We start from the raw sequence: 16,843 nt of genomic DNA on the forward strand, positions 1-16,843 counted from the left end.
ATTGCCAGCGGGCAATATCGAGAGCTTCAAGGGAGGATTCCTTCAGTCGAGCCAGAAGTTCTACAGAGCGTAGAAAATCATTCTGTTCATGATCGTAGAACACTTCCGAAAAGTTTTCTACGTGATGTAGAACCAGTGCTGAAAAGCCTGTACATTAGGAACACCACACCTCCTCCGCCCGGCGCCGCGCTGATGCATACGGCCCGCAGCGGACACTGGAGGTTTTGAAGATGCGTGATGAGAAGGACGGGACACGATGGCCACCCTCGGCGAGCTGGAACGGGCAACAATGGAGCTCCTATGGGAGTCCCCGGAGGCGGCCAGCGCGAATGAACTGCGCGAAAAACTGGCCCAGGGCAACCCCGGAGCCGGTGCCGGAGGCGGCAAGGGACTGGCAGTGACCACCATCCTTACCGTGCTCTCCCGCCTGGAGAAGAAGGGCCTGGTGGAGCGTGAGCGGAACATCCGCCCGCACCGCTACCGGGCCGTCACCACCAAAGCCGAACACACGGCCGAACTGATGCATGAGGTTCTCGGTTCCGTCAGCGACCGCGAAGCCGTACTGGCCCGGTTCATCGGATCCGTCTCCGTCACTGAGGCGGAGACGCTCCGGCGGCTGCTCGGCGGCGCCTGACCCGGTAGCCACAGCTACCCGCCGCGGTGTTTTGGGCCTCATACTATTTGGCTGCGCTTGCCATCGTGCTGGCGTGGCCGGTTCCCATTGCCCTGTCCCGGGCCAAGTGGCCCGTCCGGTCCCCCTTCACGGCCATGGTCCTGTGGCAGGCCATAGCACTGGCCGGCGGCCTGTCCATGATCGGGGCGATGCTGACCTGGGGCCTTGAGCCCCTCGGCGACAATCTTGTCTCGGCCCTGCACGGACTGTGGAACATCCTGCTGGACCGCTCTCCGGCCACGACACTGGGCCTGGTGCATGTCTTCGCCCTCAGCACCGCGGTGCTGCTGGGCATCCACCTGGTTTTCACCCTGCTGCTGACGTACTACCGGATCCGCCGCGCCCGCCGCCGGCACCGCGGCATGCTCACCCTGCTGAGCTCCCCCTCGGACACCCGGCCCGCCACAGTGGTGATCAGCCACCCCACGCCGGTGGCATACTGCCTGCCCGGTGGAGCGCGTTCCGTGACGGTCCTCTCGGACGGGCTGCTGGAAATGCTCTCCGACGAGGAGCTCTCAGCCGTCCTCATCCACGAAAAAGCGCATCTATCCCAGCACCATCATCTGCTCCTTTGGGCCTTTGCCGCCTGGCGGGCTGCCCTCCCCTGGCTGCCGACCTCGCAGCTGGCCCAGCAGTCCGTCAACGAACTCATCGAAATGCTGGCCGACGACGAGGCCCTGCGCACGGTGAAGCCCGAAACCCTGATCCGGGCCGTAGCGATCGTGGGCACCGGCGCGCAGCCCGCGGACGGTGGCCTTCAGAGCTCCGCATTGAAAGGACGGGACGCGTCCCTGCTGGCCGGCCCCGAGGAACACGAGCGGCTGGGCACCGTCCGACGGCTGAGCCGGCTGCTGACGCCCCTGCCGCCGCTGCCGGCCTGGCAGCGGACGGCGGTGCTCATCATTGCGGCGCTGCTGCTGACCGTTCCCACAACCCTGCTGATCGCACCGGGAATGCTCTAGGCATCGATCCGGTCCCGGTCCAGCATGGCGGCTCCGGCGACGATGAAGTCCTTGCGGGGAGCTACGTCGCTGCCCATCAGCAGTTCGAAGGCGCGCTCGGCGTCGGCCGCCTGGTCAATGCGCACCCGGCGCAGGGTCCGGTGCCGCGGGTCCATCGTGGTTTCCGCCAGCTGGTCCGCATCCATTTCACCCAGGCCCTTGTAGCGCTGAATGGGCTCCTTGTAGTTTTTCCGTCCTTCCGCAGCTTGGTCAGCAGCTGGTGCAGCTCCTTCTCGCTGTAGGTGTAGATCATCTCGTTGGGCTTGGAGCCGTGGTGGATGACCTCCACCCGGTGCAGCGGCGGAACCGCCGCATAGACCCTCCCGGCCTCCACCAGCGGACGCATGTACCGGAAGAACAGGGTGAGCAGCAGGGTCCGGATGTGCGCGCCGTCGACGTCTGCGTCGGTCATGAAGATGACCTTGCCGTAGCGGGCGGCGTCGAGCTGAAAACTGCGTCCGGATCCGGCGCCGACGACCTGGATCAGGGCGGCACATTCGGCATTGGAGAGCATGTCCGCCACCGAGGCCTTCTGCACGTTGAGGATCTTCCCGCGGATCGGCAGCAGGGCCTGGTAGTCGGAGGAGCGGGCGAGCTTGGCGGTGCCGAGAGCGCTGTCACCCTCCACGATGAACAGCTCGGAGCGTTCACTGTCGTCAATCCGGCAGTCGGCCAGCTTGGCCGGCATGGAGGACGTTTCCAGGGCATTCTTCCGGCGCTGCGTTTCCTTGTGCTGGCGGGCGGAGATGCGGGATTTCATCTCCGAGACGACTTTCTCCAGCAGCAGTGCCGACTGGGCCTTATCCGCGCGGGCACTCGAATTGAGCCGGGCCGTGATTTCCTTGTCCACCACCTTTGCCACGATTGCCCGGACCGCCGAGGTACCCAAAATCTCCTTGGTCTGGCCCTCGAACTGGGGTTCGGCAAGCCGGACCGTCAGGACGGCGGTGAGCCCGGCGAAGACGTCGTCCTTTTCGATCTTGTCGCTGCCGGCCTTAAGCTTGCGGGCGTTGGCCTCAATCACCTTCCGGAACGTCTTCAGCAGCGCCTGTTCAAATCCGGCCTGGTGCGTCCCGCCCTTGGGGGTGGAAATGATGTTCACGAAGCTGCGGATGTTCGTTTCGTAGCCGATGCCCCAGCGCAGGGCGATGTCCACCTCGCACTCACGCTCCACCTCGGCAATCTTGCTGTGTCCGGAGTCATCGAGCACGGGCACTGATTCCTTGAATTTCCCGCTGCCCTGCAGCCGCCAAATATCGGTGACGGGGGCGTCGGCAGCCAGGAAATCGACGAACTCGGTGATGCCGCCGTCGTGCTGGAACACTTCCTCGATCGGTCCGGCCTCACCGGGAGTGCCCGGCAGGCGCCGCTCGTCGCGCAGCGTGATGCGCAGGCCGGGCACCAGGAAGGAGGTCTGGCGGGCGCGGGCCTGCAGTTCGGTGTAGGAGAACCTGGCATCCGGGGTGAAGATTTGGCGGTCCGCCCAGTACCGGATCCGGGTGCCCGTCACACCGCGTTTCGCTTTGCCGACCACCTCCAGATTGGAGCTCTCCACGAACGGAGAGAACTTGGCCTCGGGGCTCGGAGACTTGCCCGTGTCCGCAAAGTGTCCCGGCTCGCCGCGCCGGAAGTTCATCTGGTAGGTCTTGCCCGCGCGGTCCACCTGTACGTCAAGGCGCGAGGACAGAGCGTTGACCACCGAGGCGCCGACGCCGTGGAGGCCACCGGACGCGGCGTAGGAGCCCCCGCCGAACTTGCCGCCGGCATGCAGCTTGGTGAAGACCACTTCCACGCCGGAGAGGCCGGTTTTCGGTTCGATGTCCACCGGGATGCCGCGGCCGTCGTCGTGGATTTCCACCGAACCGTCCGGATGCAGGACGATCTTAATGCTCTGGCCGTATCCGGCCAGGGCCTCATCGACGGAATTGTCTATGATCTCCCAGAGGCAGTGCATGAGTCCGCGGGAGTCCGTGGAGCCGATGTACATGCCCGGACGCTTGCGCACGGCTTCGAGCCCTTCCAGCACGGAAAGGTGGCGGGCGTTGTACTCAGTGTTTCGGGGCGCCACGTGTTTGAAACTCCTCAGGCCTGGGACCGTTAGCTGGCAGATCCGGTCGGCGGTTTCGTCCTCCGGCTGCGGCCCGGACGAAACCGGGCTACTTCCAAGGTTAAGGCCCGCCGGTGACACTGCCCGCCAGCGACTCAGCAGCGGTGAACCACCTCACAGCCGAACTGCCGTTTCCTACGCGCAGAGCGAAAGGCCGCCCGGAGTGCGAAGGGTGGGCGCGCAAAGATGGTTATATGAAGTATCAACACCCTAAGGAGGCCTTCATGACAGCAGCAGTAGCTACTCGTGAACTGAATACGCTGGACCGCTGCGACCGCTGCGGCGCACAGGCGTACGTACGTGCGGTACTTGAATCCTCGGGTGGGGAACTCCTCTTCTGCGGCCACCATGCACGGGCAGTGGAGACAAACCTCCGCCCGCTGACTTCTGAATGGCAGGATGAGACGTCCCGCCTCACGAAGAAGACAGAAGCGGCCCCCGCAGACTAGTGCCGCAAGAACGGTGAAACCGGATAACCGGACACCGGTACAGCTTGAAAGGCTCCTCCCGCCTGGCGGGGGGAGCCTTTTCGTGTCCGGAGCCTTTTTCGGGTCCGGAGCCTTTTCGTGTCCGCATGCGTCACCGAAGGTACTGCAGCCGCAGGTGCTTCCGCCCACCGGCCGGGCCTGCGGAATTAACTCACTGCGCTTAACGTACTGCGCCCCTGTTCCGACGAAGCGGAACAGGGGCGCAGTACCCGGCCGAAGAAACATCCTGCGGTGCCGCGCACCGCTGATGCCTGGCCGGGCTGGTTCCTGGGCGGGGCGGCCCTTAGTCCAGGTAGTCGCGCAGAACCTGCGACCGGGACGGGTGGCGCAGCTTGGACATCGTCTTGGATTCGATCTGTCGGATCCGCTCGCGGGTTACGCCGTAGACCTTTCCAATCTCGTCCAGTGTCTTAGGCTGTCCGTCGGTGAGGCCGAAGCGCATGGCCACCACGCCCGCTTCGCGCTCGGACAGGGTATCCAGCACCGAGTGCAGCTGCTCCTGCAGCAGCGTGAAGCTCACGGCGTCGGCCGGAACCACAGCTTCGGAGTCCTCAATGAGGTCGCCGAACTCGGAGTCCCCGTCCTCACCCAGCGGCGTGTGCAGGGAGATCGGCTCGCGGCCGTACTTCTGCACTTCGACGACCTTTTCAGGGTCATATCCAGTTCCAGGGCCAGTTCTTCAGGCGCGGGCTCGCGGCCCAGGTCCTGCAGCATCTGGCGCTGGACGCGGGCCAGCTTGTTGATGACCTCGACCATGTGCACCGGGATGCGGATGGTGCGGGCCTGGTCTGCCATGGCACGGGTGATGGCCTGACGGATCCACCAGGTGGCGTAGGTGGAGAACTTGAAGCCCTTGGTGTAGTCGAACTTCTCGACGGCACGGATCAGACCCAGGTTTCCTTCCTGGATGAGGTCCAGGAAGAGCATGCCGCGGCCGGTGTAACGCTTCGCCAGCGAAACCACGAGCCGGAGGTTGGCCTCCAGCAGGTGATTCTTGGCGCGCTTGCCGTCGTGGACAATGAACTCCAGCTCGCGCTTGAGCTTGGGGTCCATGTTCGGATCAGCTGCGAGCTTCTCTTCCGCAAAGAGCCCGGCTTCGATTCGCAGGGCAAGATCAACTTCCTGCTCTGCATTCAGCAGGGCAACCTTACCGATCTGCTTCAGATAATCCTTGACCGGATCTGCGGTTGCGCCGGCGGAGACGACCTGCTGGGCAGGGGCGTCGTCGTCGTCGGCATCGGAGTACACAAACCCTGAACCGGTCGGCGCTGCCTCCGGTGCGTCCGGGGCATCGAGGTCCGGCTCGGCGGGCTCGGCCTCGGTCTGCGGCTCATCCTCTTCGGCGGCGGTTGCGGCCTTGGCCGGTTTGGCCGTCTTGGCGGCGGTTTTGCGGCCGGCTGCAGTGGTACCTGACTTCGCTGCTGCGGGCTTCCGCACGGCAGCCTTGCGGACTGTCTTCACCGCGGTCTTTTCGCCGGCAGCGGATTCCATCGGAGCCGAAGCTTCGTCTGCGGCAGTGCGCTTGCTTGCAGTGTCAGTCTCTTCGACTGCAGTTGTCTTTCTCGGCGACACAGAAAACCTTTCATACGGCGGGCTGTGGAATCGCCATTGGGGGCAACACCACTATGACCCTGTCAAGTCCGTGCTTGAATTCAAGCGATCCCTCCACTGCGGTGCTCCTACTGGAACATCCGCGCGGCGGTTTTTGTTCCCTCTGCGCAAACGGCAAAAGGCCCAAAAGCGATACTTGATACACGAACCCGACCGGGTCTCGGTTCCCATTGTCTCATGATTTCCCCCAGCAGCCAGCAATGACAGGACCGGAGCCGGACCGGGGCCGCCCTTTCGCACGTAGGCCTCCACCGCGGTGCCGGGGGGCACTCCGTCTGCCCCGGCTCCGTGGACGCTGTGATCCCACCGCCGGTCAGGACTGTGGCTCGACCGCCGCCGAGGGCGGTACGGGTGGCGGGGCGTTCCGCGAGCGGGGAGGGCCTGTCTGCCCGGCCTAGGTGCGGGCATCGCCCGGGTGCCGTTCCGGTGCTCCCCGCCAGGCCGTTTCGGCGGTTCGGGCCCACAGCGGGAAGATGCCGGTGGCCAGGAGCTCGTCCAGCAGTTCCGCCAGCCGGTACCCCGGGTATGCCTCCAGGCAGCGGGCCAGGTAGAGCTGGGCCCGTGATCCCCTCCCCTGGCCCATTCAATCCAGGCCAGCAGGCTCAGCAGGGCAGCCGCCGCTTCGCCGTCCGGTGCGGCTTTGCGGTCCACTTCGGGCTGACTGTCCGGATCCGCTTGGCTGTCCGGATCCGCTTGGCTGTCCGGTTCAGCTTGGCTGTCCGGTTCAGCAGCCGCGCCTCCTCCTCCTGGCGCGCCGCCTCCCGCCGCGGCTGCAAGCAGCTCGCTGAAAACTCGAAAGGCTGCGTCCATTCCGGCCCAGTTTGGAACACCGGCGTACCGGCCGACGAGAACGTCCCGGAAGTCCCGCCCCGGATCCGCTGAGGCGCTGCGGCCCGGCAAACCGGGCGGACCCGCCTTCGGCGCCGGCCCTGCTCCACCTCCGGCGCCCGGTGTTCCTCCGCCACGCAGCTCCCACTCGTGGAACCGCCCGCCGGGTCCCGCCGGCAACAGCGGCTGTCCGTCCCCGGCCGACAGAAGAGCGCATGCCTCTGCACCGCCCATAGCGGCGGTGCTGCCCAGGGCGGCCATCACCAGGAGAGTGTCGCGCACCGGACGGATACGGAGGCTGGCCAGCAGGAACCCGGCGGCCTCGGGATTTGCGCGGAGCTCCGGGCAGCCGGTTCCTGCCGCGGCCCCGGCGGACCGGGCCCGGTCCGGCGGCAGTGCAGCTGCTCCGGCGAGAAACTCGTCCCAGACCGCGAGGGTGCCGGCGAACTGCGAACGCCGGCACCAGCGTCCCCTGAGCCTGCGGGAGTAGTGCGCCCGGAAGCGCGCCGCTTCCCCGGCACTTGTCCACTCCCGCGACAGGTCCAGATCCACGGCCTCAGTCAGGGACCGGGCATAGGCGCTGCCCCGGTAGATCATTTCTGCGCTGAGGGTGCTGTCGGTGATCTGGCTCAGGGCGTGGCCAGGCCAGGGGCAGCACGTACTGTCAGTGCAAAAGTACTCCCGCCAGGCAGTCTGGGACACGAGCCAGCCGTCACGAATAGGCAGACCTGCCCCGGCGAGGTGGCGGCCAAGCTGCTCGACGAGTTTCCGGTGCGGAGGAAGGCCCGGTTTCTTCCACTTCCGGTGGGTGTACATGGCCATCAGAACTCCGTTGGCGGATTCATCCGAGCGCAGCAGCTCCGTCACCCGGAGCGCAAACGCCGAATAATCAACGGTGCCGACCGGCAAATCCAGCCGCAGAGTGGCACCGAGGCGCGAGGAATCCATGGTCATGAGCACCAGTGACTCGTGCGGGACGAACCCGAGGCTGTGGGGTATGAAGGCCAGGATGTCCACGGGTCCGCTGACCGCAAAAGGTTCCTGCACATATCGGCCGCTGGGAGGGTTCGTCATGGGTCGAGCTTCCCGGCACGCAAGGCACGCTGCCAGCCGCCGCCGAACAGCTGTGGACAGGAGACGGACTGCCCTTTGGCCGCTGGCCCAGTGGAGGAACAGTCGTCGAGCGGCTTCGGATACCCGGCCGGTGATTAGGCGGCTACGACGCTAGCCGCCGCCGGTGTCTCCGTCACCCGCGCGTCCGGCCTGCCGGGACCTGCGGGCCGCCTGCTTCGCCTGCCGTTCCCGGGCGATGGCCTCACGCAGCGGCGGCAGCCGGAGTCCGTTATCGGCCATGCGCGCCCGGACCCGGCCGCGGGTCCGGAGGATACCGGCCACGCCCACGCCCATTACCGCGAACTGGACGGCCAACGCCAGACGGAATGAGTCCAGCGCATAGAGGTCTCCTCCGGAGAAACCGGTGGCGTGCAGGACATCCAGCACGACTCCAATCAGGTACATCGAGACCAGCGAGGCGATGAACCCGCCGATGTTCACAATGCCGGTGGCAGTACCGAGCCGGTGGCCCGGGTTGTAGGTTCGGGCAAAGTCAAAGCCGATCATCGACCCCGGCCCGCCGACAGCCAGCACTGCAACCAGCACCGCGAGCAGCCACAGCGGCGCCGGCCCCGGGTACAGCAGCACGGCAAGCCAGGCTGCCGCGATGGCAGCCGCGATCAGCAGCACCATAGTGGAACGCCGCAGCGGGTGGCGCCCCACCCAGGAGCCCAGCCAGGGACCGCAGACCACGGCGACCGCCACAAACAGGGTCATAAGGGCCGACGCGCCCGAAGATTCCACCCCTTCGGCGCTGACCAGGTACGGGAAGCCCCACATCATGACGAAGACGGTTCCCGGGAACTGGATCGTGAAATGGGTCCACATGCCCAGCCGTGTTCCGGGCTGGCGCCAGGCCTCGGCCAGTGACGTGGCGGTCTGACGAAGGGGAAGCAGCGCAGGCGCCTCCGCACCGCTGGGGCGGTTGCGTACCAGGAGAAGGGTCAGCACAAGGATCAGCACGGAGAGGGACGCCGCGGACACGAACGCCGTGTTCCAGCCGAATTCGTGCAGGACAAACGCAAACGGCACCGCGCTGGCAATTTGGCCCAGCTGGCCGATGATTCCGGTCCATTGGGTGAGGACGGGAATGTGCCGGCCGTTGAACCAGGCCGGGAGCAGCCGCAGGACGCTGATGAAGGTCAGGGCGTCGCCGGCGCCCACCAGCGATCGGCCCAGAATCCCGCCGCCCACGGAGTCGGCGGTGGCCAGCTGCAGCTGTCCGGCCACCATCAGCGCGGCCCCGCCGGCGATGAGGAGCCGCGGACCGAACCGGTCGACGAGCACGCCGACGGGAATCTGCAGTCCGGCGTAAACCAGCAGCTGCACCACGGTAAAAACGGAGAGAATCGAGGCGGTGGCGTCGAAACGCTCGGTGGCTTCCAGCCCTGCGACGCCGAAGGTGGTGCGCTGGGTTACGGCAACAAGGTACGCGAGGACACTGATGCCCCAGACAAACCAGGCGCGGACGCTGTTCATCCCCGCACCTCCGTGCAGTTATTCCCTGGGGTAGTCCCGCGGTGCCGTTCCGGGCTCCCGGCCCGGCTGTCCCGACGTGTCAGTGTTCCCACCAGTTCCTGCGTCCTCCGTTGAATCCTCGTGTGAATCGTCGTGATTTTCGGGCCACAGCGCCTCGGATTCCTCCTCGGCCTGAGGGCTGGCCAAATACGCTTCGACCGCGGCGCCGAGTTCCTCCGCGTCGGCGAGCTCGTCGTTGTCCTTCACGAGCAGGGAGCGCCGGACCGTGCTGTCCGTGTATTCGTCAAAGCGCTTCTCCAACGTGGCCACCACGCCCTTGACCTCGGCGGAGGCCTCCACCTGTTCGGCAATCTGGCGTTCGACGTCGCGTCCGGCCTCGCGCAGGCGGTCGGTGGGCAGCACCAGCGATGCCGCGGCCCCCAGATATTCCAGGCCGGCCACTGCCGCCGGCGGAAACTCTGCCTCCGCCAGGTAGTGCGGCACGTGCATGGCATGGCCGACGACGTCGATCCCGGCCTGCGTCAGGCGCAGCTCCAGGACGTGCCCCACGGCAGCCTGGATTTGTGCGCTGGGACGCCAGGAGCTGATCCCGGCCATAAGGTCGGGCCGGTTGCCGTGAACGGTGACGCCGACCGGGCGGGTGTGCGGTACGGGCATCGGAATCGAGTGGATCCAGCTGACCCGCTCCACCTCGTAGGTCTTCGCCAGGTGCACGACGGCGGCAGCGAACCGCTCCCACTGCACGTCCGGTTCAAAGCCGGTCAGGAAAAGGAAGGGCTCGCCGAGCCCGTCATAGAGCCGGTAGAGATTCAGCAGCGGGGGTTCGTAATCGGCCAGATGGTCCTCCGCGAAGGCTATCTGGGGGCGCCGGGCACGGTAGTCGATGAGCTGGTCCGCGTCGAAGGACGCCACCAGGTCATGGTCGAGTGTTTCCAGCAGCTCCTCACGGATCTGGGAGACGACGTGGCCGGCCTCGGCAAAGCCGGTAAAGCCCATCAGAAGCTGCAACCCGTGCAGGCCGGCGTCGTCAGCCACCTCAGGATTCAAGTTAAACAGGGTCAGCGGATCAAGCATGTCTTCCCCTTCAATGCTTCCATGGTCTTCGGTCCCCCGAGATTTGCGATGGTTCCCCGCTTCGGCTCCGGAGGTCTTCTCCGCTCGCGGCTGGGGCGGCGCAGGGTGCGCTGTTGATTACTCAAGGGTAAACGCCGCCGCCCACGCGTTTCATTCCCGTCCGCCGAGGGCGCACTCCCGGATCGCAGGCGGCTGCGGCGCCGGCAAGAGACTACGATCTGTACTGAGGGGCCGCGCCGGCACTACGCGGGACGCGGGAGAACGCGGCACCAGCAACCAATTCGTGCAAACGTAAGGATGAAACTTCGTGGTTAAAACGAACGAGCCAAATCTGTCGGTGGTCTCCCGGGATGTGCAGAAAGTACCGGCCCAGGCACTGGTGGTCGGGATCGGGCAGACCTCCGGCGGCCCCGTTCTTGTTGAAAGCCCGCTGAGCCCGAAGGCGGCTTCCGCTCTCGCCGCTTCCCTGCCCCTCCTTGGCGTCACCGGTGCCGCGGACGAGGTTCACCGTCTGCCCGGGCTGCCCGAGCTTGAGGCCCAGATGCTGGTCCTGGCCGGCGTCGGGCGGGTCACCGCTGGGGTTCCGCTCAGCGAAGAAGCCCTGCGCCGCGCCGCAGGCTCCGCTGTCCGCCAGCTGGCCGGCACCGAGACGGTGGCCCTGGCCCTCCCCGCTGCCACCGTCGCTGATGCCGCCGCCGTTGCCGAGGGCGCCCTGTTCGGCGCCTACAGCTACAGCGAACACCGCACCGACAAGGGAACCATGCCCAAGGACCCGGTCCGCAGCATCGTCATCGTCACCCCCGCTGCAGACGAAAAGGCACTGGAGCCGGCGCTGGAACGGGCGCGGATCCTGGGCCGGGCCGTCAACGCCACCCGTACGCTGGTGAACCATCCCCCGAGCCACCTCTACCCCGAGACCTTCGCCGCAGCCGCCAAGGACCTGGCCAAGCCGCTGTCGGCAAAGGTCAAGGTCACCGTCATGGATGAGAAGAAGCTGGAGCGTGACGGCTTCGGCGGACTGATTGGTGTCGGCAAGGGTTCCTCCCGCCCGCCGCGCATGGTCAAGGTGGAATATTCGCCGGCGCGCGCCAAAGCCAAACTCGCACTGGTGGGCAAGGGCATCACGTTCGATTCCGGTGGACTGTCACTGAAGCCCGCTGCCGGCATGCAGACCATGAAGTGCGACATGGGCGGCGCCGCCGTCGTGCTGAACGCACTGCTGGCCATCGCGGAACTGGGGCTGCCCGTAAGGGTTACCGCCTGGCTTTGCCTGGCCGAAAATATGCCCTCGGGCACGGCCCAGCGCCCCGGCGACGTCATGACGACCTACGGCGGCCGCACCGTTGAGGTGCTGAACACTGACGCTGAAGGCCGTCTGGTCATGGCCGACGGCCTGGTCGCCGCATCAGAGGAAGCCCCGGACGTGCTGATCGACGTGGCCACCCTGACCGGCGCACAGATGATCGCCCTGGGCAACCGGGTCTCGGCTGTCATGGGTGAGGAGGGCGTACGCGACGCCGTAAAGGCCGCTGCGGACCGTTCCGGCGAACTGTTCTGGCCCATGCCGATTCCCGAGGAGCTCCGCGCGTCCCTGGACTCCCAGGTGGCGGACATCGCCAACCACGGTGAACGGTTCGGCGGCATGATGACGGCTGCCACGTTCCTGCGTGAATTCGTCGGCGAGGTCGACGGCGTGAAGATCCCGTGGGCGCACCTGGACATTGCCGGTCCGGCCTTCAACGAAGGCGCACCGTACGGCTATACCCCCAAGGAGGGCACCGGCGTGGCAGTTCGCACGCTCGTCGCCTACGCGGAAGACGTTGTCTCCCGCTCCGCCTAGATACTGCGTATAGCACCGGCCCCGTTCAGGGACCACCCGGAACCACTGGTGTGGCTGGTGTTTCTCGTTACACTTCCCGCCGGCGGGCCTTCACCGAGTGGATGCAGTCCTGCCGGCGGGATAGTGTGAGAGACAATCACAACCGCCCAAATCACTAAAACGACGCGCCCATGTGCGTCACCGATTACGCGAGGGAGCGTCCAAGTGGCCGAAAAGGCAACTGCGCAAGAATTCGACATCCTGATCCTGGGAGGAAGCGGCGGTTACGCCGCCGCCCTCCGTTCCGTGGAACTGGGTTTCTCCGTAGGACTCATCGAGAAGGGGAAGCTGGGCGGCACCTGCCTGCACAACGGCTGCATTCCCACCAAGGCCCTGCTGCACTCGGCGGAAATCGCCGAGAATGCGAAGTCGGCCTCGAAGTACGGCATCAAGGCCACCTTCGATTCCGTGGACATGACGGCGGTGAACTCCTACAAGGACAACATCATTGCGGGCAAGTTCCGCGGACTGCAGGGCCTGATCAAGTCCAAGGGCATCACTGTTATCGAGGGTGAAGGCAAGCTCACCAGCGAGAAGACCATTGAGGTCAACGGCGAGACGTACACCGGCGCCAACATCATCCTGGCCACCGGCTCCTACTCCCGCTCCCTGCCGGGACTGGAAATCGGCGGCAAGGTCATCACCTCCGACCAGGCCCTGAAGATGGACACCGTTCCCAAGAGCGCGGTCATCCTCGGCGGCGGCGTCATCGGCGTCGAATTCGCTTCGGTCTGGAACTCGTTCGGCGTGGACGTCACCATTGTGGAGGGCCTGCCCTCGCTGGTCCCGAACGAGGATGCCGCCATCATCAAGAACCTGGAGCGCGCCTACAAGAAGCGCGGCATCAAGTTCAGCACCGGCATCTTCTTCGACAACGTCAAGCAGAACGACGACGGCGTCGTCGTCACGCTCGCCGACGGCAAGACCTATGAAGCGGACCTCCTGCTCGTGGCCGTCGGCCGCGGACCGGTCACCGCAAACCTGGGTTACGAAGAAGCGGGCCTGACCATGGACCGCGGCTTCGTCATCACCAACGACCGCCTGCACACCGGTGTCGGCAACGTCTACGCCGTCGGTGACATCGTTCCCGGCCTGCAGCTGGCCCACCGCGGCTTCCAGCAGGGCATCTTCGTGGCCGAGGAAATTGCCGGTCTCAAGCCGGTCATCGTCGAAGACGTCAACATCCCGAAGGTCACCTACTGCGAGCCGGAAATCGCTTCCGTGGGCCTGACCGAAAAGGCCGCCAAGGCCAAGCTCGGCGACGATAACGTCCAGGTCCAGGAGTACAACCTGGCCGGCAACGGCAAGACCTCCATCCTCGGCTCGTCCGGGCTGATCAAGATGGTCCGCGAAAAGGACGGCCCCATCGTGGGCGTCCACATGATCGGCGGCCGCATCGGCGAGCAGATCGGTGAAGCACAGCTGATCGTGAACTGGGAAGCCTACCCGGAAGACCTCGCGAGCCTGCTGCACGCCCACCCCACGCAGAACGAAGCACTCGGCGAGGCTGCCATGGCCCTCGCCGGCAAGCCCCTGCACGGCTAAAGCCAAGAACCAACGCCTGGTGCACCCGGGAACGCAAACCCCGGGTGCACTAGGCTTTCCACCACCAGCACCAGCGGTACGGCTGGTCCAGAAGATCTAATAAGGAGAAACGGGGACAATATGTCTGAAACCGTGAACTTACCCGCCCTTGGTGAAAGCGTCACTGAAGGCACCGTCACCCGCTGGCTCAAGGCCGTGGGCGACAGCGTCGAGGTAGACGAGCCGCTGCTGGAAGTTTCCACTGACAAGGTCGATACCGAAATCCCGTCGCCGGTCGCCGGCGTCATCGAGGAAATCCTCGTGGCCGAAGACGAGACCGCTGAAGTTGGCGAGGCGCTGGTGCGCATCGGCGACGGCGACGGCTCCGGCGCCAAGGACGACGGCGGCAGCGCCGCCAATCAGGAAGCCCCGGCCGAAGAGGCCGAGGAAGCTCCCGCCGAAGAGGCTCCCGCAGCCGACGAAGCTCCCGCCGAGGAGACTCCCGCAGCCGAGGAAGCTCCGGCAGAGTCCGGTGCCGGCGAAGGCACCGACGTCACCCTCCCCGCCCTCGGCGAGTCCGTCACCGAAGGCACCGTTACCCGCTGGCTGAAGGCCGTGGGAGATGACGTTGAGGTTGACGAGCCGCTGCTGGAGGTCTCCACCGATAAGGTCGATACCGAGATCCCCTCCCCCGTTGCCGGCAAGCTGCTGGAAATCCGCGTCAACGAGGACGACACCGCCGAGGTTGGCTCCGTTCTGGCCGTCATCGGTTCCGGTGCCGCCGCTCCGGCCAAGGCCGAGCCGAAGGAAGCAGAGCCCGTAGCGGCAGCATCCAACGACGAGCGCGAAGCCCCGGCTGCAGAGCCGAAGAAGGAAGAAGCACCTGCCCCGAAGCAGGAGGAGAAGAAGCCTGAGCCCAAGGCCGAGGCTCCCAAGCAGGAAGCTCCGAAGCAGGACGCTCCCGCCGCCTCCGAGCCCGAAGGCACCTACGTCACCCCGCTGGTGCGCAAGCTTGCCAACCAGCACGGCGTGGACCTGTCTACGGTCAAGGGTTCCGGCGTCGCCGGCCGCATCCGCAAGCAGGATGTCCTCGAGGCTGCCGAGGCCAAGAAGGCCGCCGATTCCACGCCCGCCGCGGCACCGGCTTCCCAGGCTTTCCCGTCCTCGGACAAGGCAGCCCCTGCACAGATCAGCGACGCCAGCGCCAAGCTGCGCGGCACCACGGTTAAGGCACCGCGGATCCGCCAGACCATCGCCCGCCGCATGATGGAATCGCTGCAGGAATCCGCCCAGCTGACCCAGGTCCAGGAAGTGGACATGACGCGCATCGCCAAGCTGCGCGCCTCCGCGAAGGACTCCTTCGCCGCCCAGAACGGTGCGAAGCTGACCTTCCTGCCGTTCATCGCCAAGGCCGTGACCGAAGCCCTAAAGCAGCACCCGAAGCTGAACGCCTCGTACGATTCAGACGCCCAGCAGATCACGTACCACGACGCCGAGCACCTCGCGATCGCCGTGGATACCGAAAAGGGCCTGCTGGTTCCCGTCATCAACGATGCCGGCGACCTGAACATCGCCGGGCTGGCCAAGCGCATCGGCGACGTCGGTTCGCGGACCAAGAACGGCAAGATCGGCCCCGACGAGCTCTCCGGCGGAACGTTCACGATCACGAATATCGGTTCCGTGGGCGCTCTCTTCGACACGCCGATCATCAACCAGCCGCAGGTGGGCATCCTGGGCACCGGCGCAATCGTGAAGCGCCCCGTCGTCCTGACCGACGCCGAGGGCAATGACACCATTGCCATCCGTTCCATGATGTACCTGTCCCTGTCCTACGACCACCGCCTGGTGGACGGCGCCGATGCAGGACGTTTCCTGCAGACGCTGAAGGCACGGCTCGAAGAAGGCAACTTCTCGGCAGACCTGGGCCTGTAGCTCCGGCCCTGCCAACGTATAACCGAAGCGGGCGCTTTCCTTCCGGGAGGCGCCCGCTTCGTCGTCCGGAGCAACACACTTTTCTACATGTTGTAGAAAAGTTACCTCCCTGCCCCGCCCGCTGCCAGAATGCTGACGGAGTGTCGGTAAGCTGGATATATGGACTTCCTACAGAGCTTCCTTGTCTTCCTGCACATCCTCGGCGCAGCAATCATCGTCGGCCTCTGGTTCGCCAGGATCAAGAATCCCACGGTGATGCCCGGCCAGTTCCACGGGGCACTGCTGCAGCTGGTCACCGGCCTGGCACTGGTCGCCGTGGCGGAAATGGGCGACGGCGATGTCAACCACATGAAGGTGGGCATCAAGCTCCTGATCGCCCTGGTGATTGCCGTGATGGCCTTCATCGGCCAGCGCAAGTACAAGAAGGACGAACCCGTGGGCAAGGGCCTGGCGAACGGTGTGGGTATCCTGACCATCGTCAACATCGCCCTCGCCACCATGTGGTAGCAGACACTGCGTTCGAAATAGGATGGGGTGAAGTGCCGGCGCATGCCGGACTTCACCCCATCCGCTTCTTAAGGAGCTCCCATGGCTACAGTCCGCTCAGCCCACACCGTCTGGAACGGCGATCTCTTCAACGGCCAGGGCGAGGTCACCCTCGACAGTTCAGGCCTGGGCACGTACGACGTCACCTGGAAGGCACGCGCCGAGGAAGCAAACGGCAAGACCAGCCCCGAGGAGCTGATCGCCGCGGCGCACTCAGCATGCTTCTCCATGGCCTTCAGCAACGGGCTGGCCGAGGCCGGCAAGACAGCCGAACGCATTGAAACGTCCGCTGACGTTACCTTTGTTCCCGGCACCGGAATCACCGAGAGCCGGCTCAAGGTCACTGCCGTGGTCCCCGGCCTGACCGCTGAGGAGTTCGGCGACATTGCCGAAGCGGCCAAGAGCGGCTGCCCGGTTTCGCAGGCCCTCGCCGGCATCAAGATCTCCCTGGACGCGACGCTCGAGTCCTAACCGGCCTTCCCTGCCACAACCGGCGGCCCGTGTTCCCTGTCCTCAGGAAGCACGGGCCGCCGGTGTTTTTCCCGGCGCCGGGCAGCCGTTGGCGGGACCGCTCATAAGCGTATTTTC

At 65.6% G+C, this 16,843-nt stretch carries 11 protein-coding genes and 3 pseudogenes; 8 read left to right on the plus strand and 6 right to left on the minus strand.

Annotated elements, in window-relative coordinates; translation table 11 throughout:
* Window positions 1-256: 256 nt before the first annotated feature.
* Together OL239_RS12965 and OL239_RS12970 are read left to right on the plus strand one after the other, a co-directional pair.
* A complete protein-coding gene (locus OL239_RS12965) occupies window positions 257-634 on the plus strand; it encodes a BlaI/MecI/CopY family transcriptional regulator (protein ID WP_268909298.1) in 378 nt (125 codons plus the stop codon).
* A 26-nt stretch (window positions 635-660) separates the two neighbouring features.
* The gene (locus OL239_RS12970; protein WP_268909299.1) at window positions 661-1,635 is read left to right on the plus strand and encodes a M56 family metallopeptidase; all 975 of its coding nucleotides are present in this window, start codon (window positions 661-663) and stop codon (window positions 1,633-1,635) included.
* Here OL239_RS12970 and OL239_RS12975 read toward each other — a convergent pair.
* Window positions 1,632-3,742: pseudogene (locus tag OL239_RS12975) on the minus strand (DNA gyrase/topoisomerase IV subunit B). The gene OL239_RS12970 and the pseudogene OL239_RS12975 overlap by 4 nt on opposite strands.
* Window positions 3,743-4,005: 263 nt before the next feature.
* Between OL239_RS12975 and OL239_RS12980 the strand changes: the two are divergent.
* Window positions 4,006-4,230: a DUF7455 domain-containing protein gene (locus tag OL239_RS12980; RefSeq protein WP_268909300.1), complete on the plus strand. Its 225-nt coding sequence runs from the start codon at window positions 4,006-4,008 to the stop codon at window positions 4,228-4,230.
* A 322-nt stretch (window positions 4,231-4,552) separates the two neighbouring features.
* Here OL239_RS12980 and OL239_RS12985 read toward each other — a convergent pair.
* From OL239_RS12985 to OL239_RS13000, 5 genes and pseudogenes are all read right to left on the minus strand, one after another.
* A pseudogene (locus tag OL239_RS12985) lies at window positions 4,553-5,760 on the minus strand (RNA polymerase sigma factor).
* A 514-nt stretch (window positions 5,761-6,274) separates the two neighbouring features.
* Window positions 6,275-6,463: a DUF4192 family protein gene (locus OL239_RS12990; protein WP_268909301.1), complete on the minus strand. Its 189-nt coding sequence runs from the start codon at window positions 6,461-6,463 to the stop codon at window positions 6,275-6,277.
* Between the two features lie 500 nt (window positions 6,464-6,963).
* Window positions 6,964-7,782, minus strand: a pseudogene (locus OL239_RS20235) (DUF4192 domain-containing protein); the annotation flags it as partial.
* Between the two features lie 150 nt (window positions 7,783-7,932).
* Window positions 7,933-9,300: an MFS transporter gene (locus OL239_RS12995; protein ID WP_268909302.1), complete on the minus strand. Its 1,368-nt coding sequence runs from the start codon at window positions 9,298-9,300 to the stop codon at window positions 7,933-7,935.
* Window positions 9,301-9,318: 18 nt separating this feature from the next.
* A complete protein-coding gene (locus OL239_RS13000) occupies window positions 9,319-10,374 on the minus strand; it encodes a proteasome assembly chaperone family protein (protein WP_268909303.1) in 1,056 nt (351 codons plus the stop codon).
* A 307-nt stretch (window positions 10,375-10,681) separates the two neighbouring features.
* On the opposite strand from OL239_RS13000, the gene OL239_RS13005 reads away from it, so the two are divergent.
* The 5 genes from OL239_RS13005 to OL239_RS13025 all read left to right on the plus strand — a co-directional run bounded on the left by OL239_RS13005 (window position 10,682) and on the right by OL239_RS13025 (window position 16,726).
* Window positions 10,682-12,214: a leucyl aminopeptidase gene (locus OL239_RS13005; RefSeq protein WP_268909304.1), complete on the plus strand. Its 1,533-nt coding sequence runs from the start codon at window positions 10,682-10,684 to the stop codon at window positions 12,212-12,214.
* Window positions 12,215-12,418: 204 nt separating this feature from the next.
* A complete protein-coding gene (gene lpdA / locus OL239_RS13010; RefSeq protein WP_268909305.1) occupies window positions 12,419-13,798 on the plus strand; it encodes a dihydrolipoyl dehydrogenase in 1,380 nt (459 codons plus the stop codon).
* Window positions 13,799-13,918: 120 nt separating this feature from the next.
* The gene (gene sucB / locus OL239_RS13015; RefSeq protein WP_268909306.1) at window positions 13,919-15,709 is read left to right on the plus strand and encodes a 2-oxoglutarate dehydrogenase, E2 component, dihydrolipoamide succinyltransferase; all 1,791 of its coding nucleotides are present in this window, start codon (window positions 13,919-13,921) and stop codon (window positions 15,707-15,709) included.
* A gap of 159 nt (window positions 15,710-15,868) precedes the next feature.
* Complete coding sequence (locus tag OL239_RS13020) at window positions 15,869-16,216, plus strand: hypothetical protein (protein WP_268909307.1); 348 nt, start codon at window positions 15,869-15,871, stop codon at window positions 16,214-16,216.
* Between the two features lie 81 nt (window positions 16,217-16,297).
* Entirely contained in the window at window positions 16,298-16,726 is a 429-nt protein-coding gene (locus tag OL239_RS13025) for an OsmC family protein (RefSeq protein WP_268909308.1), read from the plus strand.
* Window positions 16,727-16,843 lie beyond the last annotated feature (117 nt).

This window comes from Arthrobacter sp. ATA002, from assembly GCF_026898095.1.
Taxonomy (GTDB): Bacteria; Actinomycetota; Actinomycetes; order Actinomycetales; family Micrococcaceae; genus Arthrobacter_B.